18 protein-coding genes are annotated in these 18,282 nt (G+C 71.7%); 11 read left to right on the forward strand and 7 right to left on the reverse strand.

All coding sequences use genetic code 11. From position 1 onward, the window contains the following. The first annotated feature begins 194 nt into the window (after nucleotides 1–194). The 4 genes from ACFWTC_RS20960 to ACFWTC_RS20975 all read left to right on the forward strand — a co-directional run bounded on the left by ACFWTC_RS20960 (nucleotide 195) and on the right by ACFWTC_RS20975 (nucleotide 3,416). Nucleotides 195–1,013 carry an NAD(P)H-binding protein gene (locus tag ACFWTC_RS20960; RefSeq protein ID WP_383923438.1) on the forward strand — a complete coding sequence of 273 codons (819 nt, stop codon included), beginning with the start codon at nucleotides 195–197 and terminating at the stop codon, nucleotides 1,011–1,013. 142 nt (nucleotides 1,014–1,155) lie between these two features. Beyond that, the gene (locus tag ACFWTC_RS20965; RefSeq protein WP_384029426.1) at nucleotides 1,156–1,791 is read left to right on the forward strand and encodes a hemerythrin domain-containing protein; all 636 of its coding nucleotides are present in this window, start codon (nucleotides 1,156–1,158) and stop codon (nucleotides 1,789–1,791) included. Beyond that, nucleotides 1,788–2,279 carry a DUF1772 domain-containing protein gene (locus tag ACFWTC_RS20970; protein WP_383923442.1) on the forward strand — a complete coding sequence of 164 codons (492 nt, stop codon included), beginning with the start codon at nucleotides 1,788–1,790 and terminating at the stop codon, nucleotides 2,277–2,279. The genes ACFWTC_RS20965 and ACFWTC_RS20970 overlap by 4 nt, the downstream gene beginning before the upstream one ends. Before the next feature lie 138 nt (nucleotides 2,280–2,417). Next, nucleotides 2,418–3,416 (forward strand): AraC family transcriptional regulator, encoded by a 999-nt coding sequence (locus tag ACFWTC_RS20975; protein ID WP_267844131.1) that lies wholly within the window; start codon nucleotides 2,418–2,420, stop codon nucleotides 3,414–3,416. Nucleotides 3,417–3,599: 183 nt separating this feature from the next. Here the strand turns inward: ACFWTC_RS20975 and ACFWTC_RS20980 are convergent, their stop codons facing one another. From ACFWTC_RS20980 to ACFWTC_RS21005, 6 genes are all read right to left on the reverse strand, one after another. After that, nucleotides 3,600–4,250, reverse strand: a complete 651-nt coding sequence (locus ACFWTC_RS20980; RefSeq protein ID WP_383923444.1) for a 4'-phosphopantetheinyl transferase — start codon at nucleotides 4,248–4,250, stop codon at nucleotides 3,600–3,602. After that, nucleotides 4,247–5,083 (reverse strand): alpha/beta fold hydrolase, encoded by an 837-nt coding sequence (locus tag ACFWTC_RS20985; protein WP_383923447.1) that lies wholly within the window; start codon nucleotides 5,081–5,083, stop codon nucleotides 4,247–4,249. Before ACFWTC_RS20985 ends, ACFWTC_RS20980 begins: the two co-directional genes overlap by 4 nt. Next, nucleotides 5,080–5,553, reverse strand: coding sequence for an SRPBCC family protein (locus ACFWTC_RS20990; protein WP_383923449.1), 474 nt, complete (start codon nucleotides 5,551–5,553; stop codon nucleotides 5,080–5,082). Before ACFWTC_RS20990 ends, ACFWTC_RS20985 begins: the two co-directional genes overlap by 4 nt. A gap of 113 nt (nucleotides 5,554–5,666) precedes the next feature. Then, nucleotides 5,667–7,193, reverse strand: coding sequence for an FAD-binding protein (locus ACFWTC_RS20995; RefSeq protein WP_383923452.1), 1,527 nt, complete (start codon nucleotides 7,191–7,193; stop codon nucleotides 5,667–5,669). A gap of 13 nt (nucleotides 7,194–7,206) precedes the next feature. Further along, nucleotides 7,207–8,769 (reverse strand): flavin-containing monooxygenase, encoded by a 1,563-nt coding sequence (locus tag ACFWTC_RS21000; RefSeq protein ID WP_383923455.1) that lies wholly within the window; start codon nucleotides 8,767–8,769, stop codon nucleotides 7,207–7,209. Between the two features lie 10 nt (nucleotides 8,770–8,779). Beyond that, a complete protein-coding gene (locus ACFWTC_RS21005) occupies nucleotides 8,780–9,673 on the reverse strand; it encodes a class I SAM-dependent methyltransferase (RefSeq protein ID WP_383923458.1) in 894 nt (297 codons plus the stop codon). Between the two features lie 205 nt (nucleotides 9,674–9,878). On the opposite strand from ACFWTC_RS21005, the gene ACFWTC_RS21010 reads away from it, so the two are divergent. The 3 genes from ACFWTC_RS21010 to ACFWTC_RS21020 are packed head-to-tail and all read left to right on the forward strand — an operon-like array spanning nucleotide 9,879 to nucleotide 11,880. Then, nucleotides 9,879–10,133, forward strand: coding sequence for a hypothetical protein (locus ACFWTC_RS21010; RefSeq protein ID WP_030390264.1), 255 nt, complete (start codon nucleotides 9,879–9,881; stop codon nucleotides 10,131–10,133). 11 nt (nucleotides 10,134–10,144) lie between these two features. Then, nucleotides 10,145–11,131, forward strand: a complete 987-nt coding sequence (locus ACFWTC_RS21015; protein WP_383923461.1) for a 3-oxoacyl-ACP synthase III family protein — start codon at nucleotides 10,145–10,147, stop codon at nucleotides 11,129–11,131. Then, nucleotides 11,128–11,880 carry an SDR family NAD(P)-dependent oxidoreductase gene (locus ACFWTC_RS21020; RefSeq protein ID WP_383923464.1) on the forward strand — a complete coding sequence of 251 codons (753 nt, stop codon included), beginning with the start codon at nucleotides 11,128–11,130 and terminating at the stop codon, nucleotides 11,878–11,880. The genes ACFWTC_RS21015 and ACFWTC_RS21020 overlap by 4 nt, the downstream gene beginning before the upstream one ends. Before the next feature lie 290 nt (nucleotides 11,881–12,170). Here the strand turns inward: ACFWTC_RS21020 and ACFWTC_RS21025 are convergent, their stop codons facing one another. Beyond that, nucleotides 12,171–13,073 (reverse strand): BTAD domain-containing putative transcriptional regulator, encoded by a 903-nt coding sequence (locus tag ACFWTC_RS21025; RefSeq protein ID WP_383923467.1) that lies wholly within the window; start codon nucleotides 13,071–13,073, stop codon nucleotides 12,171–12,173. Nucleotides 13,074–13,389: 316 nt separating this feature from the next. On the opposite strand from ACFWTC_RS21025, the gene ACFWTC_RS21030 reads away from it, so the two are divergent. From ACFWTC_RS21030 to ACFWTC_RS21045, 4 genes are read left to right on the forward strand one after another with little or no spacing between them, the layout of a single operon-like run. Next, the gene (locus ACFWTC_RS21030; RefSeq protein WP_384029428.1) at nucleotides 13,390–14,601 is read left to right on the forward strand and encodes an aminotransferase class I/II-fold pyridoxal phosphate-dependent enzyme; all 1,212 of its coding nucleotides are present in this window, start codon (nucleotides 13,390–13,392) and stop codon (nucleotides 14,599–14,601) included. A gap of 38 nt (nucleotides 14,602–14,639) precedes the next feature. Beyond that, nucleotides 14,640–15,893 (forward strand): beta-ketoacyl-[acyl-carrier-protein] synthase family protein, encoded by a 1,254-nt coding sequence (locus tag ACFWTC_RS21035; RefSeq protein WP_383923473.1) that lies wholly within the window; start codon nucleotides 14,640–14,642, stop codon nucleotides 15,891–15,893. Then, a complete protein-coding gene (locus tag ACFWTC_RS21040) occupies nucleotides 15,890–16,750 on the forward strand; it encodes a MaoC/PaaZ C-terminal domain-containing protein (RefSeq protein WP_383923476.1) in 861 nt (286 codons plus the stop codon). Before ACFWTC_RS21035 ends, ACFWTC_RS21040 begins: the two co-directional genes overlap by 4 nt. After that, nucleotides 16,747–18,282: an AMP-binding protein gene (locus tag ACFWTC_RS21045; protein WP_384029430.1), complete on the forward strand. Its 1,536-nt coding sequence runs from the start codon at nucleotides 16,747–16,749 to the stop codon at nucleotides 18,280–18,282. The genes ACFWTC_RS21040 and ACFWTC_RS21045 overlap by 4 nt, the downstream gene beginning before the upstream one ends.

Raw genomic sequence — 18,282 nt, forward strand, 5'->3', positions numbered from 1 at the left:
GACCGCTCCACGAAGAGTCGAGGACGACTCGGAAGGCTATGGCCCGACCCCGCGGGGCATGCCTACGATTCCCTGGCTCATGCCGAAGCCACACTCTCCCCGTCGCGCTCCGGGACACCACTCGTAGACGCACGCACATGGAACTGAGCTTTGTGGCTATGGCCCGTCTCACGAGACTGGACTTGACTGTACTCATGACTCAGAACACGCAGATCACCCTCGTTATCGGCGGTCACGGCAAGACCGGCCGCCGCGTCGCCGACAAGCTCACCGCCCAGGGCCGCCAGGTCCGCATCGGCTCCCGCACCGGCGAGCCCCCCTTCGACTGGCACGAGCCCGCCACCTGGGACGCCGCGCTGGAGGGCGTCGACCGCGTCTACGTCACCTACTACCCCGACCTCGCCTTCCCCGGCGCCGCCGAGCAGGTCGGCGCGTTCTCCAAGGCCGCCGTCGCCAAGGGCGCCCGCCGCCTGGTCCTGCTCTCGGGCCGCGGCGAGGAGGCCGCCGAGGTCAGCGAGGACAACCTGAAGGCGTCCGGCGCCGACTGGACCATCGTCCGCTCCAGCTGGTTCAACCAGAACTTCTCCGAGAGCTTCTTCCTGGAGCCCGTACTCGCCGGCGAGATCGCCCTGCCGACCGGGGACGCCGTGGAGGCCTTCGTCGACGCCGACGACATCGCCGACGTCGTCGTCGCCTCCCTCACCGACGACAAGCACATCGGCAAGACCTACGAGCTCTCCGGCCCCCGCCTCCTGAGCTACACCGACGTCGCCGCCGAACTGTCCAAGGCCACCGGACGCGACATCAAGTACATCTCCGTCACCAACGAGGAGTACCGCGCCGTCCTGCGCGAGAACGACCTCCCCGAGGAGTTCGCCGACCTGTTCACCATGATCCTCGACGGCCGCAACGCCCACCTGGTGCACGGCGTCGAGGAAGCCCTGGGCCGCAAGCCCAAGGACTTCGCGGAATTCGCCCGCGACGCGGCCGCCGCGGGAGTCTGGAACGTCTGACCACCCCACCGCCGGCACCGCCGGCAGCACCCCCGTCACTCCCTGACCGGGCGGCGACTCTGGTACGGCCGCCGCCCGGTGCTCGGAACACCCCGGGGGACGCACACGCGCACCGCGCACGACCGACCGGCAGGAGGCTGCCATGCCCGCACCCAAGTCGTTCTCCAGCGAACACGGCCTGGAATCACTGCCCCCCTACTTCCACGGCTTCGCCCTCATGCACATCGCGATGCGGCGCGACGCGGCCCGGCTGCGCACCGCCGCCCCCGCATGGAACGCGGCGGGCGCCCCCTGGTGGCAGCGCCTGCGCGAGACCATCGAATGGCACCACACCAGCGAGGACGACGTCCTGTGGCCCGGACTGCGCCGCAAGGACCCCGACTTCGACGCCCAGGCCCGCGAACTCCACGAGGACCACGAGGAACTCGACGCCGCCATGGACGCCGTCTCCACCGCCGTCGCCCACCGCGGCGACGGCCTGGTCCGCGCCTCCGACACCTTCGAGTCGGTGCTCCGCGACCACCTCCGCGACGAGGAACGGATCATCTTCCCCGTCTTCGGACGCCTCGGCGAACGCGCCTACCTCGCCGAGGAGCGCAAGGTCGTCGCCAGCGCCCCGATGCGCGTGATGACCCACCTCCAGCCCTGGATGTTCGACGGCGCACCACGCCGCTCCGTCGCCCACGTCTCCGCCACCATCCCGCCGCCCGTCCGCCTGATCGGGGCGACGCTCCTGCACAAGCGCTACGAGCGCACCCTGAAGGGAATCCTGAAGTGACAGCCACGACCACCCAGTCCGTCACCCTGGTCGCGGCGACGGTCGGCACCGGACTGATGGCAGGCCTCTACTTCGCCTTCGACATCTCCGTGATGCCGGGCCTGGGCCGCGGCGACGACCACACCTACGTCACCGCCATGCGCAACATCAACGAGGCCATCGACAACGGCCTGTTCGGCCTCCTGTTCCTCGGCGCGTTCCTCGCCACCGGCGTCGCCTCCGTCCAGCAGCAGCGCGGCGGCCGCCCCGACGCCGCCCGCTGGAGCTGGGCCGCCTTCGCCCTCTACGGCCTCTCCCTGGCCGTGACCGCCGCCGTCAACATCCCCCTCAACCACCAGCTCGCCCGCGCCGGCGCCGACGCCGCCGCCGCCCGCACCCGCTTCGGCGGCCGCTGGACCACCGGCAACCTCGTACGCACCGCGGCCTGCACGGCGGCCCTCGCCGCCCTCGGCCGCGCCCTGACCCTCCACGGCCGCGGATCGGCATAGACCCCGCCCGCCGGCGCCCCCCACGCCGCCACGGCCACCGCACCAACCGCACCACCCCCGTGAACGGCGCCCGCTCTCTATTCTCCGTCCCCCGCGGGAGAGCGGGCGCTTCGCCGTTCTCCCGGAGAGGATGTACGCATGGACACGCTGACCGGCCTCCTCGAAGGCCCCAAAGCCCGGGGCGCCTTCCTCCTCAAATCCGTCTTCAACCCGCCCTGGTCCCTGCGCGTCGAAGACCGGGCCCCGCTCTCCGTGGTCACCATGGTCCACGGCGACGCCTGGCTCATCCCCGACCACGGCGACCCCGTCCCCATCCGCCCCGGAGACGTCGCCGTCGTACGCGGCCCCGACCCCTACACCGTCGCCGACACCCCCACCACCCCCGTCCAGATCACCGTCGGCCCCGAACAGCGCTGCAGCACCGAAGAGGGCCAGGACGTCACCGACACCATGGCACTGGGCGTCCGCACCTGGGGCGACACCTTCCAGGACGCCGGCTCCGCCGTCATGCTCAGCGGCACCTACCAGGCCCCCAGCGAGATCGGCCGCCGCCTCCTCAGCGCCCTGCCCTCCCTCCTGGTACGCCCCGCCGAAGCCGCCGACAACACCCTGGTCACCCTGCTCACCTCGGAGATCTCCAAAGACGAACCCGGCCAGGAGATCGTCCTGGACCGCCTCCTGGACCTGCTCCTCATCGGCGTCCTGCGGACCTGGCTCGCCGCCCCCGCCAGCGGCGCCCCCTCCTGGTACCGCGCCCAGGGCGACCCCGTCGTCGGCCCCGCCCTGCGGCTCCTCCACGAGAACCCCGCCCACGGCTGGACCGTCGCCGAACTCGCCCTGAAAGTCGGCGTCTCACGCGCCTCCATGGCCCGCCGCTTCACCGACATCGTCGGCGAACCCCCGGTCGCCTACCTCACCGGCTGGCGCCTCGCACTCGCCGCCGACCTGCTGCGCGAACCCGACGCCACCGTCGCCACCGTCGCCCGGCGCGTCGGCTACAGCTCCGCCTTCGCCCTCTCCACCGCCTTCAAACGCGTCCGCGGCGTCAGCCCCCAGGAATTCCGCACCGGCACCGGCCCCGACACCCCGCAGGAAGCCCCCCGCACCCCGCGCACCGTCGTCCTGCCCGCCCCCTGACACCCGCCCGGCCCCGGCCCCGCGCCTCCGGCCCGCGCCCGCCTGCCCGGGCCGAGCGGCACGTACGGCGCGCCGGCACGTACGGCGCGCGGACACGCACGGCCCGCGGACACGTACGGCCCGCGGGCACGTACGGCGCGCGCGGGCACGTACGGTGCGGCCGTACGGCGGCGGGTTCGACCGCTACCGGGCGGGCCCGCGGACCACCGCCGTCAGCACCAGCCCGCCCCCCGCCAGCCAGCGGCCCTCGTACACCGGGTCCACCGGCGCCGGGACCGGCGGCCGCATCGTGACGGCGAACGTACCCCCCGGGGACAGCACCAGCGAGGCGTCACGGAACCCCAGCCAGACCCCCGTCGCCGGATACCACGCCTTGTACGCGGCCTCCTTCGCGGAGAAGAACACCCGCTCCCAGGGCAGCGAGGGGTCCGCCGCGGCCAGCCCCGCCAGATGCGCACGCTCCGCCCCGGACGCGATCAGCCCCAGCACCCCGGCCGGCAGCGGCCCGGCCGGCTCCGCGTCGATCCCCACCGCCGCCGCCACCGACGCCGGCGCCGCCACCGCCGCCCGGTAGCCCTCGCAGTGGGTGATGCTCCCGACCACCCCCGCCGGCCACCCCGGCGCACCGCCCGCCCCCGGCAGCATCGCCACCGGCCGCCGCCGCAACTGCGCCAGACACCGCCGGGCACACGCCCGCGCCGTCGCGAACTGCCGCCGCCGGCCCTCCCGGCGGCCCTCCATCACGGCCGCCTCCGCCGCGAACAGCACAGCGGGCGCCGCGTCGTCGAAAGCCTCCGACGACGTGACGCCCGGGGGGAGGAGTTCCTCGATCATCTCGAGGCGAGCTCCGACACGGCCGCGACCGCCACCAGCGGACGCTCCAGCGGCAGCATGTGCCCCGCACCGGGAACCCGTTCGAAGCGCGCACCCGGCAACACCTGCGCCAGCGCCTCGGCCAGCCCGACACCGATCACCTTGTCGCCCTCACCGTGCAGGACCACCGCCGGAACACTCACCGACCTCAGCGCCTCGCGCACGTCCCAGCCCCGCGTACAGCGGAAGAAGTCCGCCCGAACCCGGGGCACGGTCGCCGCGAACAGCTGCCGGTTCACATCCAGCACCACCGGATCCACCCCCTTGCCCATCGTGGAACCCAGCAGCTTCCCACCCAGCCACCGCCGGCGAAGCGCCCACGAGAACACCGGGTTGCCCATCATCTTCACCTCGCTCTCCGGCGTGTCCTGACCGTGCGCCGCCGTCCCCAGCAGCACCAGACCGCGCAGCCGGCCCGCCGAAGGCGACGTCGCCGCGTACGCCAGGGCGGCGAACCCGCCGCCCGAATGCCCCACGACCACCGCCTCCCGCGCACCCGTCTCGCCCAGCACCGACGCCAGGTCCGCACCCAGCCGCTCCACCGACACCGGCGTACGGCCCAGCGTGGACGCACCGTGCCCGCGCTGGTCGTACAGCACCACCCGGTGCCCGGCCCGGATCAGCCGGTCCGCGACCGTCCCCCACGCCCGGCGCGAATGCGCCCAGCCGTGCACCAGCACCACGTCACAGACCGCCACCGAACCCGCCAGCGGCGCCAGCACCGTCACCGCCAGCTCCGCGCCGTCGTCCGTACGCACCGTCACCTCGTGCGTGACCTCCGAAGCCGTACTCACCGCCGCACCCCCGACAGCTGCCGGTTCAGCGACTTGAACGCCGCCAGGGTGCCCTTGGAGTGCTCCGCACCCAGGTCCGCGACCTTGGCCAGCACCTTCAGCCAGCCGTGCGGACTGCCCGTGAAGTGCATCGCGATCCGCGTCCGGCCGTCCGCCAGCGGCTCCAGCACGAAACTGCCCGGACCGCGGAAGACACCCGACACGTACTCGATGTCCAGGCGCCGGCCCCGCTCCACCGCCACCGTCCGCGACGTGAAGCGCAGCTTCAGACCCCCCTTGTCGGACCCCTTGGTGTGCACCGTCACACCGACCTCGCCGCCCACCGCGTCCGGCGCACCGGACACCGAGGTGAACGTGTTGTGCGGCACCCACCACTGCTTCGCGCCGCGGAACTCCGCGACGAGCGCCTCCCAGACGTCATCCGCCGGGGCGTCGATCACCGCCTCGTCGATCAGGTCGTACGTCGTCATCTCCAGGCCTCCACTCGGTACAGGGGACAAAAAACGGGACGGCGGGGACGGGGATGCCTCACCCCGCCCCCGCCGCCGGACCACACGGCCGCCGCAGCCGCCGACCACCACCGTCAGGCGAAGAAGCCCTGACCCGGCGTGAACATGCTGTTCGGGTCGTACTTCCGCTTGGCGTTGACGAACCCGCTCCACCGGGTGCCGAAGTGCTGCTTCCAGTCCGCACCCGACATCGGGATCGAACCCACCAGGTAGCGCTTCGCGCCCAGACCCACCGCGATGTCGTACAGCCGCCGGTTCTGGTCGATCATGCCCTGGATGTTGGGCTCACCCGGGTTCGGGAACCGCAGCAGGTCGAACAGGTAGACCACCGACTCGTTCGGCATCATCGCCAGCGGCCGCTTGATCTTCGAGGAATGGAACGGGTAGAAGAGCAGGAACCCCCCGCCCAGCGAACTCGCGTCCAGCTCCTGCTCCACCAGCTTCATGAACGCCTTCGTCTTCGACGCGGGCAGGAACATGCTCAGCCACGGCTTGGGCGTGTACCAGTGGCCGCCCTCCTTCAGGTACGCCTCGTACGCGTCGAGCCGGAACATGTAGTCCCGGTACGTCACGTCCTCGATGACCGCCTCCGCCCGCACGTCCTTCAGGTCGCACAGCAGCCGCGTCCGGTTCGGCGGCGTCGTGGTGTACGTCGCCCCGACCTCCAGCTTGTACCGCCAGCCCGAGTTGTCCGCAGTGCGCTGCATCTCACCCGCGTGGACCTCGAACCGGCCATCGGCCAGCACCCGCTCGGAGTCGATCAGGTACTGCTCCACCGTGGTGTAGTACAGGCTGAAGATGACGGCCCGCTTCGGCGCCGGAATCAGCTTCACCTTGGCCCGCACGATGATGCCGACCTGACCGCCACCCGACAGCGCCGCGTTGAACAGGTCCGGGCGCACCGACGCCGTCGCCGTCACCAGCCTGCCGTCACCCGTCACGATGTCGATCGACTGCACCGTGTCGCACAGCAGACCGTAACGCTGCACGGTCCCGCCGATCCCGCCGATGCTGATCGTCCCGCCCACCGAGATGTACAGGTAGTCGGGCAGCGCCGGCGGGGTCTTGCCCACCTGCAGCGTGGCGTCCGTCAGCTGACCCCACGTCACCCCGGCCTCGACCACCGCGTGGTCGCTGCCGATGGACACGATCCGGGACATGCCCTTGGCGTCGATCGAGATGCCGCCCGGCACCCGCGCCTGGCCGTACACCGAGTGCGACTCGATGTCGTCACCCGTACCGCCCTGACCGTTGACGGCGACCTTGATGCCGTTGGCACGGGCGTAGTTGACGATCGTCACGATGTCCTCGACACCGCCCGGACGCAGCACCGCCCACGGCTTGCTCGGCGCACCGTCGAAGAGGTGACCGAAGTCGTTGGCGAAGGCGTCCACCGTGGCCGGTGTCGTCTCCAGGGTGCCGGTCAGGCCCGGCACCGGAACCACGTTGGGGTTGCCCGCCGCCTCGGCGGCCGTCGCCCACGTCTGGTCCACCACGTTCCAGCCGACGACGGCCACGGCCGTCGCCGCCATACCGCCGAGGACCCGGCGGCGGGAGGGCCCGGCGCTCGCGCCGGCGTCGGTTCTAGGGGTGCTGCTCATCTGCGTGCGTCTCCTACTGGTGAGGTACCGGCTTGGTGCTGCGCACCCGGGAAGCGAGCTGGTACTCGCTCAGGTCCAGGCGCTTGGTGCCGCGGCGGAAGCGCCAGGTGTACGTCGGGAAGATCGACGTGTTGCGGCCGTTCGCGTCGAGATACCAGCTCTTGCAGCCGCCCGACATCCAGACCGTGCCCGCCAGATGCCCGTCGAGCTTGCGGTTGTAGGCGTCCTGCGCCTCCCGGCGCACCTCGATGCTGGCCAGGCCCCGCTTCTCGGCCTGCTGCAGCGAGTCCACGACGTACTGGACCTGCGCCTCGATCATCACGGTCTGCGAGGAGTGCCCCAGCGCCGTGTTCGGGCCCAGCAGCATGAACAGGTTGGGGAACCCGGCGATAGTGGTACCCCGGTGCGCGGACATGCCGTCCTTCCACGCATCGCGCAGCCGCACCCCCTCCCGCCCCCAGATCCGGCGGGCGACCGGCCGGTCGGTGGCCGTGAAGCCCGTACCCAGGATGATCGTGTCGACCTCGCGCTCCACACCGTCCAACCCGACGATCGACTTCGCGCGGACCTCCGCGATGCCCTCGCTGACGATCTCCACGTTGGGCTGCTGGATCGCCGGGTACCAGGTGTTGGAGAACAGCAGCCGCTTGCACGCCACCAGGTAGTCCGGCGTCAGCCGGGCCCGCAGCGCCTCGTCCGGCACCGACTTCGCCAGGTGGTCGCTCGCCATCTTCTGGACCTTCTCGGCGAGCTTGGGCCGCTTCCAGAAGAACGCCAGGACCTCCCGGCCCCACTGGTTGAAGCCCCGCCGGAACTGCTGGTAGCCGGGCAGCGAACGCAGCATCTTCGTGTGCAGCTCGCTGTTGGCCTTGTCGGGCTTGGGCCCGATCCACGGGGGAGTGCGCTGGTAGAGGTCCAGCTGCCCGACCTCGGGCTGGATCGCCGGCACGAACTGGATCGCCGAGGCACCCGTACCGATGACGGCCACGCGGCGGCCGGACAGATCGTGGTCGTGGTTCCAGTTCGAGGAGTGGAAGACCGTGCCCTCGAACCCGTCCAGCCCCTTGATGTCCGGGACCGCCGCCTCACTGAGGTAGCCCGTACCGGTGACCAGGAACTGGGCCGTGTACCGGCCCTGCGAGGTCTCCACGATCCAGTGCCGCTCGCCCTCGTCCCAGCGGGCGGCCTCCAGCTCGTGCCCGAACCGGATGTGCGGGCGCACCCCGAAGCGGTCGGCGGTGTCCCGCAGATAGGCGAACAGCTCGTCCCGCGAGGCGAACGTCGACTTCCACTCCGGGTTCCGGGCGAAGGAGAACGAGTAGAGGTGGGACATGACGTCGCACGCACAACCCGGATAGCTGTTGTCGCGCCAGGTGCCGCCGACCTCGTCGGCCCGCTCGAACACCAGGAAGTCGTCGATGCCCGACTGCAGCAGCCGGATGGCGGTGCCCAGGCCCGAGAACCCGGTGCCGATGACCGCGACCCGCAGGTGCCGGGTCGGGCCGCGGCCGCCGGGAGCCGGCTCGGTGCCCGTACGTGCCCCGCCGTCCTTGGCCGGCTCGAGAATGCTCGTCACGTCTGGCTCCTTAGCGGCGCGTGATGGTGACGCGGAAGTTGTTGAAGAACTTGTCTTCGAGCGTGTACGCGAAGATGTCCAGGTAGCGCTCGAAGCGCGAGACGACCTCCTCGCCCTCCAGGGCCACGGCCTCGTCCCGGCGCTCGGCCAGCAGCACCAGCCACGCCCGGCACGCCATCGCGAACGACTCGCGCTCGTTGACGACCTCGTCGATCTCGAAGAGACCCTCGGCCGCCGCGCTCAGCTCGCTCAGGTGCGGGATGTGGCAGCCCTCGAACTCCGAACGCTGCAGGAACTTCAGGTCGTCCAGCAGCGCACGCGTCATCGGCAGCGCCTCGGCCGTCATCGTGTGCAGCACGAACTTCGCACCCGGGTTCAGGGCATTGGCGACCTGCTGGAAGAAGAACCGGTAGCGCTTGGTGCGCTCCTTCGGCGGCAGGTTGGAGGACACGAAGTGCTCCAGCGCGTTGATGCAGAACGCCGCGTCGTACTTCTCGCTGTCGTCGGCGACCTTGTAGTCCGCCCAGCTCTGCACCAGCGTGGTGATCCGCGGGTTGTCCAGGCCGGCGATGAACGCCTCCTGCGTCCGCGACAGGGTCAGGCCCACGGCCTGCCCCGCACCGTGCACGGTGGTGAGGCGGTTGAGCATCGTGCCCCAGCCGCAGCCGATGTCCAGGACGCGCCCGGTGGCCGGGCTGACGTTCGCCAGCTCGGCGAACTTGTCGAGCTTGCGGTACTGCGCCTCGTCGAGCGCGGCGTTGAGGTCCTCGCCGGCCTCCCAGTAACCGCCGGAATACATCATCGAGGGGCCCAGCAGGAGCCGGTAGAAATCGTTGCTGACCTCGTAGTGGTGCCTGATCGCATCGACCTCGGGGTCCACCGACTTGGGGGCGACCGTTGTCATCCTGATCCTCTTTCCTGCGTGTCCGGCGGGCCGTATTTCCTCATTTCGCGTCCGAGAAAACCCGATGCCCCGCAAGGCCTGCGCAAGACGGACCGCATTCAGGACAGCAGCCCGTGTTGCGCCTTCCTTGCGGGGGCGGCTATTTCATCGCTATCGAAACCAGACACGCACTGCCGAGTTGCATTGCCGAGAGAGGACCGACCCCATGTCGCTGCCCACCATCGAAGAACTGGCGAGCCAGCTCGAGGCCGTTTCGGGTGCCGCGGAGGTCAGCCCCGACGCCCCGCTCCAGCACATCGCGGACGTCGACTCGCTTGACCTGATGGAGTGGCTGTACGGATTCCAGAACCAGTACCCGCACATCCCGGCCGACGAGTCCCTCTTCGCCGACCTCGACGACACGACGACCCTGCGCGACGTGTACGCCAAGATCGTCGACCTCGTCCCGGCTCAGGCGTAGCGAGGGGTGACGTGACCGGCTTCGACATCACCGGGTGGGGCATGTCCGTACCCGAACGCGTCGTCACCAGTGCCGAGCTCGCCAAGCGCTTCGGCGTCGACGAGCACTGGGTCGTCAGCCGCTGCGGCATCCGCGAGCGGCGGGCGGTCAACCCGGGGCAGACCACCGCCTCCCTGGCCGTCGAGGCCGGCCGGCGCGCGCTGGACAAAGCGGGCCTGACCGGCGCCGACATCGCCCACCTCATCGTGGCGACCGCCACACCCGAGCAGCCGTCCCCGGCGACGTCCGCGTTCGTCCACCACGAACTGGGCATCTCCGGGAGCGCGCACGACGTCAACTCCGAGTGCGCGGGATTCGTCTACGGGCTGGTGTCCGCGATGGCGCTCATCGCCATCGACCCCCGGCCGATCCTGCTCATCGGATCCGACACCCACACCCTGACGGCCAACCCGGCCGACCGGGACCTGTCCATCCTCGTCGGCGACGGCGCGGGCGCGATCGTCCTCCAGCCGGGCCCCGAGAACCGCGTCAAGGCGTGGAACCTGGGCGCCGACGGCGCCTGCACCGGCTCCCTGAAGGTCCTCGCCGGCGGCAGCCGGATGCCCACCACCCAGGAGACCCTGGACGCGGGCCTGCACTACGCGCAGATCAACGGCAACGAGATCTACCTCAACGCCGTCCGCTACACCGTGCGCACCGTCCGCGAGACCCTGGAGAGCGCCAAGGTCGACGCGGCCGACATCGACCACGTCGTACCCCACCAGGCGAACATCAGGATCATCAACTCGATCCTCTCGCACACCGGGCTGCGGCAGGAGGCTCTGATCACCAACCTCCAGAAGTACGGCAACACGGCCTCGGCGTCGATCCCCATCGCGCTGACCGAGGCCCTCGAAGAGGGCCGCATCAAGGCCGGTGACAAGGTCCTGCTGGCCGGCTTCGGAGCTGGCATGACCTGGGGTTCGATCCTCATGGAATGGGGCGGTGTCGCCGCATGAGCAAGAAGAGCACCGGCCGGCGCCCGGACTCCCCGGTCGCCCTGGTCACCGGCGCGTCGGGCGGCCTCGGCCAGGCCCTGGCGCTGGAACTGGACGCGCTGGGCTGCCGGGTCGCCGTCCACTACAACAGCTCCAGGGAGGCCGCCGAGGCCGTCCGGGAGAAGCTGTCCAACCCCTCGGCGCTGGTCACCGGCGACGTCGGCTCGTGGGAGGCCACGCAGGCCCTCTACGAGCAGATCTCCGCCGAACTCGGCCCGGTGGACGTCCTCGTCAACAACGGGGCCATCCGCAAGGACAGCCTCATGGCGATGCAGAACCCCGCCGACTGGGCGCAGGTCATCCAGACCAACCTCATCGGCTCCTTCCACACCGCCCGCGTCTCGGTGCCGTACATGCTGCGCCAGCGGTGGGGCCGGGTGATCAACATCGTGTCGCCCTCCGGCATCATCGCCACCGCCGGCCAGACCGCCTACTCGGCGTCCAAGGCGGGCCTCATCGGCTTCACCCGCACCCTCGCCGCGGAGTGCGGCCGGCGCGGGGTGACGGTGAACGCCCTGTCACCCGGCTTCATGATCACCGGCATGACGAACACCCTCCCGGACCGGGTGATAGAGGGCATGGAGGACAAGGCCCCCATTCCCCGCTTCGTCACCGTCGAGGAGGTCGCCCGCAGCGCCGGCCTCTTCCTCGACCAGGACTGCATGACCGGCCAGGTCATCAGCATCGACAGCGGCGTCTCCATCACCTGACCCCCGCCGCACCCCCGGCCCCGGCCCCCCACCCCCCAGGGAGGCCGGGGCCGCCCCACGTCCCGGCCCGCCGCCGCACCGGCCCGCCGCCGCACCGGCGTACCGGCGTACCGGCGTACGGGCATACCGGCGTACGGGCATACCGGCGTACCGGCGCATCGGAGCACCGGCGTTCGCGGCCGTACACCCGCCCCGGCGCCGCACCCCGCGTCCGGGCCCCACCCGCGTCCGGGCGCACGAAGGCCGCCGCCGCGCAATCCGCGGCGGCGGCCCCCTTCCCGTACGACCGCTCAGGCGGCGGGGGAGGAGCGCACCGGGTGCGTCACGCACCCGTGGTCCGCCAGCGAGCACGGCCGCGGCGCCGGCGCCCGGTGGTCCACCTCGAAGACCCCCATCAGCACCGGGTCCAGGCACGTGAACGACCGCAGCGCCGGCCGCGGCTCCGGCGTCCGCAGCAGCTCCAGGTACGCCGCCTCCGTCTCCGGCGCCGGATCGATGCCCAGCTCCTCCGCCAGGACCTCCCGCAGCTGCTGGTAACTGCGCAGCGCCTCCGCCCGGTTCCCGGCCCGCGTGTGCGCCGCCATCCGGCAGCGGTAGGCGCTCTCCCGGAACGGGGCCCGGCGCACCGCCTCCTCCGCGTACCGCAGCGCGTGGTGCTCGTCGCCCAGCGCCGAGGACGCCAGGCTCGCCGTCTCCAGCGCCTTCAGCCGCAACTCCTCCAGCTGCTCGCGCATCGCGTTGACCCACTCGCCCTCGTGCGAGGGCAGGAACGAGCCGCGCAGGTTCGACACCGCGCCGGCCGCCAGCTGCTGGGCCACCGCGAAGGCGCCCTCCGCGTACGCCTCCGACGCCTCGGCCACCGCGATCTCCGCGCACTCCACGTCCACGGCCGCGTCCGGCGGGATCCGCAGCAGGTACCGGCCGCTCTGCGCGACCAGCGGAATCACCCCCGGCTGGTCCTGCGGCGTCGAGACGAACGTACGCACCCGGCTCACCAGGCTCCGCAGCGCCGACGCCCAGGTGTCCGGCAGCCCCTCGGGCCACACGGTCTCGGCCAGCTGGTCGCGGTCCGTCCCCCCGTTGCGCTCGATCAGCAGCCGGGCGAACGCCACCTGCGCCTGGGCGCTGGAGAGGTGCTGCGGCGGTGCTCCGTCCGGCTCGATCGTGACAAGACCTATCAGTCTGATCAGCACTATGCACTCTCCGAAACGGTCGGCTTCCGGCCGTGTCCCCCTAGTTCGTGCGATTCAGAGGATACCGGCGGGCCGTCTCCGCATGTCAACAGCGGTCGGCAAACATTTCCCCGCGAATGAAACCCCGGCTCCGGGCGATCCCTTTACGTCTTCGAGTGCAGCTGTAGCCCCGCTGTCGTTCCACCGTGGCCCCGCTCTTGCGCCGCTATTGCGCCCCACGAGTCTTAATGGAATTCCACTAGAGCCCCGCCGGAACAACGGCGGAGTACAGATGGAGTTCCGGGTCCGCCGGACGATCGCGAACGAGGAGAAGAACGTGAACGCATCCGCTGCCTGGAGCCGACTCGAGCCGAAGCTGGCCTACTTCAGGGACCGCGTCCAGTCCCTGGAGTACGAGCCCAACCGCAAGAACAGCTTCGTCGCCTACACCGTCGAGCGCGACTCCGCCTACGCGGACCAGGACGGCCAGCGCCTCCTCATGATGTCCGGCTACAGCTACCTCGGCCTGGCCGGCGACGAACGCGTCGTCTCGGCCGCCAAGGCCGCCGTCGACCGCTACGGCACCGGCAACCACGGGGTGCGCGCCCTCGCCGGCTCCACCCCCCTCCACGAGGAACTGGAGGCCGAGGTCGCCAAGTTCGCCGGCCGCCAGCAGGCCCTCGTCTTCGGCTCCGGCTACGCCGCGAACGTCGGCACCGTCGGCGCCCTGGTCGGCCCCGGCGACACCGTCTTCATCGACAAGTACGACCACGCCAGCATCGTCGACGGCTGCAAGCTCTCCGGCGCCACCGTCACCCGCTTCCGCCACAACGACGTCGCCCACCTGGAGCGCCGCCTGGCCGCCGCCCCCGACACCGGCGTCCGCCTGGTCATCGTCGACAGCGTCTACTCCATGGACGGCGACATCGCCCCCCTCGTCGACCTCCGCAAGGTCTGCGACGCCCACAACGCCCTCCTGATGGTCGACGAGGCCCACGCGCTCGGCGTCATCGGCGCCACCGGCAAGGGCATCGAGGAGCACTTCGACTACGAGGTGAAGGTCGACGTCAAACTCGGCACCCTCTCCAAGGCCATCCCCTCCATGGGCGGCTGGGTCGCCGGCTCCGCCGAACTCATCCACCACCTCAAGTACGCCGCCCGCCCCTTCCTCTTCTCCGCCGCCCTGGGCCCCGCCCAGTCCGCCGCCGCCCTGGAGTCCCTGCGCATCCTGCAGCGCGAGCCGGAGCGCGTGGAGTTCATCCAGCGCGAGTCCGAGCGCTTCCGCACCACCCTCCACGACGCCGGCATCAGCACCGTCGACAGCGAGACCGCCGTCGTCCCCGTCATCGCCGGCTCCGACACCGCCGCCTACGACTACGCCACCGTCTGCCGCAAGAACGGCGTCATCGGCCTCCCCGTCGTCACCCCGGCCGTCCCCAACGACCTGGCCCGGCTGCGCATCGCCATCACCGCCGCCCACACCAAGGCCGACCTCGAATTCGCCGCCGAGGCCTTCATCAAGTCGGCACGCGAGTGCCGCATCATCTGACGCCCCCACGACGACCCCACACCCCCAAGGGAGCACACATGCCTGGACCGTCCAGGGGCAGTTCGGCGCGGCCGCCCGTAGCCATCACCGGCATGGGCGTGGTCACCCCCGGCGGGTGCACCCCCGACGACCTGTGGGACACGCTGCGGGCCGGCCGGTCCACCGCCGCCACCCTCACCCACTTCGACCTCAGCCGCCACCGGGTCCGCATCGGCTGCCGCGTCCGCGGCCTGGACGGCCTCGCCGGCCTCGTCCCCGCCAAGGAAGCCCGCCGGATGGACCCCTTCGCCCACTACGGCACCGCCGCCGCCCTCGCCGCCCACCGCGACGCCGGCTCACCCACCGCCGAACCCGGCCGCACCGCCATCGTCGTCGGCAACGCCGTCGGCGGCCGCGCCACCAGCGACCTGGAGTCCGCCCACTTCACCGAAGGCGGCCCCGCCCGCGTCAACCCGCTGATGCCGCTGATGACGATGCCCAACGCGGCCGCCGCCCACATCGCCATCCGCCTCGGCTGGACCGGCCCCGCCCTGACCGTCGCCAACACCTGCGCCAGCGGCGCCGACGCCATCGGCCACGCCCTGATGCTGCTGCAGACCCACCGCGCCGACCTCGTCATCGCCGGCGGCACCGAACACACCCTCACCCCCGTCACCCTGGCCGGCTTCGGCAACCTCAACGCCGTCTCCTTCCGCAACGACGACCCCGAACACGCCTCGCGCCCCTTCGACAAGGACCGCGACGGATTCGTCATGGGGGAGGGCGCCGGATTCGTCGTCCTGGAACGCCTGGACGACGCCCGCGCCCGCGGCGCGACCACCTACGGCCTGGTCGCCGGATACGCCGCCACCGCCGACGCCCACCACCTCGCCATGCCGCTGCCCGACGGCGCGGGCGCCGCCGCCGCCATGGCCGGCGCCATCGCCGACGCCGGACTCGACGCCCACGACATCGTCCACGTCAACGCCCACGGCACCTCCACCCCCCACAACGACCGCTCCGAAGCCGCCGCCCTCACCAAGGTCTTCGGCACCGCCCAACCCCCCGTCACCGCACCCAAGTCGGTCATCGGCCACCTCATCGGCGCCGCCGGCGCCGTCGAACTCATCGCCACCGTGCAGGCCATGCGGCACTGCGAGGTGCCCCCCACCGCCAACCACGAACAGCAGGAGCCAGGAATGCACATCGACGTCGTCCACGGCGCCCCCCGCGCCGTGCGCCCCGGACCCGCGATCACGAACTCCTTCGGGTTCGGCGGCCACAACTCCTCCGTGGTGGTGGTGCCCGCATGACGCTCCTCACGCTCCCCTCCCCGGTCCGCACCCTGACCGTCACCGAACCGCAGATCACCGACTACCGCGGCGCCGCCCGCAGCGGCCTGCCCACCGCCCGACCCGGCCAGGCCTCACCCGTCCACACCTTCGTCCTGGCCCACACCCTCGCCGAACAGACCGTCGCCGCCCTCACCGCCGGCGAACCCGGCCCCGTCTCCGTGGTCCACCTCGGCCAGGACATCCGCACCCAGCGCCCCGTCCGCCCCGGCGAGGAGGTCACCGCCCGCCTCGACGTCGCCGGCATCCGCAAGGAACCCCGCGGCGCCCGCATCGCCCTCAGGATCCGCCTCACCGGCGAGGACGGCCCCGAACCCTTCGCCGAACTCCTCATCTCCGCCCTCCTCGTCGGCGCCACCACCCTCGAACCCTTCGGCGACATCACCGGCGGCGCCCCCCCGGCCCCCGCCCCCCACGGCACCGGCACCCCCCACAGCGCCGTACACACCCTGACCACCGACTGGATCAGCACCTACGCCCACGCCTCCGGAGACCTCAACCCCATCCACCTCGACGCGCAGGCGGCCCGCGCCGCCGGCTTCGACACCGTCATCGCCCACGGCATGAGCGTCGTCGCCCTCGCCGTCGAGGAGGCCGCCGACCGCTTCGCCGACGCGGACTCCGCCCGCGTCCGCGGCCTCGGCTGCCGCTTCTCCGCCCCCGTACCCCCCGACGTCCCCCTGGAGATCACCCTCCAGCCCGACGCCGAGGCCCGCGTCATCCGCTTCACCTGCAAGACCCCCGCCGGCACCGCCGTCAAGAGCGGCTGGATCGAACTCGCCCAGCCCGCCCGCCCCCAGGGAGGCGACCACCCGTGACCACCACCCCGGCCGTCGAACTCGGCCTCCTCGGCGGATTCCTCACCCAGGTCCGCGACCGCCCCCACGCCACCGCGCTCCTCTTCAACGGCGAGGAGACCACCTACCGCGCCCTCTACGAACTCGCCGGCCGCGAACGCGAACGCCTCGCCCTGCTGAACCTGCCCCCGCACACCCCCGTCGGCATCCTCGCCGACAAGTCCCCGGCCACCGTCGCCCTCGTCCTGGCCTGCCTCCTCGCCCACCGGCCGCTGCTCCTGCCCTCACCCGCCCTGGCCGACACCCTCCTGGCCGACCTCTTCGCCCAGGCCGGCTGCACCCACGTCCTGGCCCCCGGCGGCGAACCCGCCCGCCTGGCCCCCAGCCCCGACACCCCCGCCCAGCCGCTCCCCGCCGACGAGGCCGCCGACACGGCCCTGATGCTCACCACCTCCGGCTCCACCAGCCTCCCCAAGATCGTCCCGCTGGGCCTGGACGCCGTCGACCGCTTCACCCGCTGGGCCGGCGACGCCTTCGACATCGGCCCCGGCCGCACCGTCCTGAACTACGCCCCCCTCAACTTCGACCTCTGCCTCCTGGACGTGTGGACCACCCTGGCCCGCGGCGGACGCGTCGTCCTCGTCGACCCGGCCCTCGCCGCCCACGGCCGCCACCTGCGCGACCTGGTCCTGCGCCACGACGTCGACATCGTCCAGGCCGTCCCGATGGCCTTCGGCCTCCTCCAGGACGCCGCCGCCAAGACCGCCGACACCTTCCCCGGCGTCGACCACGTCATGTTCACCGGCGACGCCATCCCCGACCGCACCCTCGCCGCCCTGCCCGTCCTCTTCCCCACCGCCCGCATCCACAACATCTACGGCTGTACCGAGACCAACGACAGCTTCATCCACGAACTCGACACCACCACCCCCTTCCCGCCCGTCCCCATCGGCCGCCCCCTCCCCGGAGTCCACGCCCTGGTCCTGGACCCCGACACCCACCAGCCCGTCGAAGGCCCCGGCAGCGGAGAGCTCTACGTCTCCACCCCGTTCCAGACCCGCGGCTACCTCGACCGCACCCGCCACGCCGACAAGCTCACCGCCCACCCCCTCGGCCTCGACGACCGCCGCTGGTTCCGCACCGGCGACCTCGTACGCCGCGACGCCACCGGCACCCTGCACCTGACCGGACGCACCGACTTCCAGGTCAAGGTCCGCGGAGTCGCCGTCAACACCGCCGAGATCGAACGCGTCCTGCAGGAACACCCCGACGTCCTGGAAGCCGGCGTCGCCGCCCTGCCCGACCCCATCGCCGGCCGCAAACTCATCGCCGGCGTCCAACGCGCCCCCGGCTCCACCCTGACCGGCCTGCAACTGCGCACCCACTGCGCCCGCCACCTGCCCCGGGCCGCCGTACCCCACCAGCTCACCCTCACCGACACCCCCCTGCCCAAGACCGCCACCGGAAAAGTCGACCGCAAAGCCCTCGACCGCCTCGACCAGCTCACCTCCACCACCGCACACGCCACCGCACCCGCCGCACCTCTCGCCTAA

This window comes from Streptomyces sp. NPDC058619 (assembly GCF_042717785.1).
In the GTDB taxonomy this organism is placed as follows: domain Bacteria; phylum Actinomycetota; class Actinomycetes; order Streptomycetales; family Streptomycetaceae; genus Streptomyces.

Excerpts from the sequence above, each read along its gene's own strand:
- ACFWTC_RS20980 (WP_383923444.1), bottom strand. The coding sequence starts at position 4,250 with ATGATCGAGGAACTCCTCCCCCCGGGCGTCACGTCGTCGGAGGCTTTC.
- ACFWTC_RS21010 (WP_030390264.1), top strand. The coding sequence starts at position 9,879 with ATGTCGCTGCCCACCATCGAAGAACTGGCGAGCCAGCTCGAGGCCGTT.
- ACFWTC_RS21020 (WP_383923464.1), top strand. The coding sequence starts at position 11,128 with ATGAGCAAGAAGAGCACCGGCCGGCGCCCGGACTCCCCGGTCGCCCTG.
- ACFWTC_RS21040 (WP_383923476.1), top strand. The coding sequence starts at position 15,890 with ATGACGCTCCTCACGCTCCCCTCCCCGGTCCGCACCCTGACCGTCACC.
- ACFWTC_RS20995 (WP_383923452.1), bottom strand. The coding sequence starts at position 7,193 with ATGAGCAGCACCCCTAGAACCGACGCCGGCGCGAGCGCCGGGCCCTCC.
- ACFWTC_RS20960 (WP_383923438.1), top strand. The coding sequence starts at position 195 with ATGACTCAGAACACGCAGATCACCCTCGTTATCGGCGGTCACGGCAAG.
- ACFWTC_RS20975 (WP_267844131.1), top strand. The coding sequence starts at position 2,418 with ATGGACACGCTGACCGGCCTCCTCGAAGGCCCCAAAGCCCGGGGCGCC.
- ACFWTC_RS20990 (WP_383923449.1), bottom strand. The coding sequence starts at position 5,553 with ATGACGACGTACGACCTGATCGACGAGGCGGTGATCGACGCCCCGGCG.
- ACFWTC_RS20965 (WP_384029426.1), top strand. The coding sequence starts at position 1,156 with ATGCCCGCACCCAAGTCGTTCTCCAGCGAACACGGCCTGGAATCACTG.
- ACFWTC_RS21005 (WP_383923458.1), bottom strand. The coding sequence starts at position 9,673 with ATGACAACGGTCGCCCCCAAGTCGGTGGACCCCGAGGTCGATGCGATC.
- ACFWTC_RS21035 (WP_383923473.1), top strand. The coding sequence starts at position 14,640 with ATGCCTGGACCGTCCAGGGGCAGTTCGGCGCGGCCGCCCGTAGCCATC.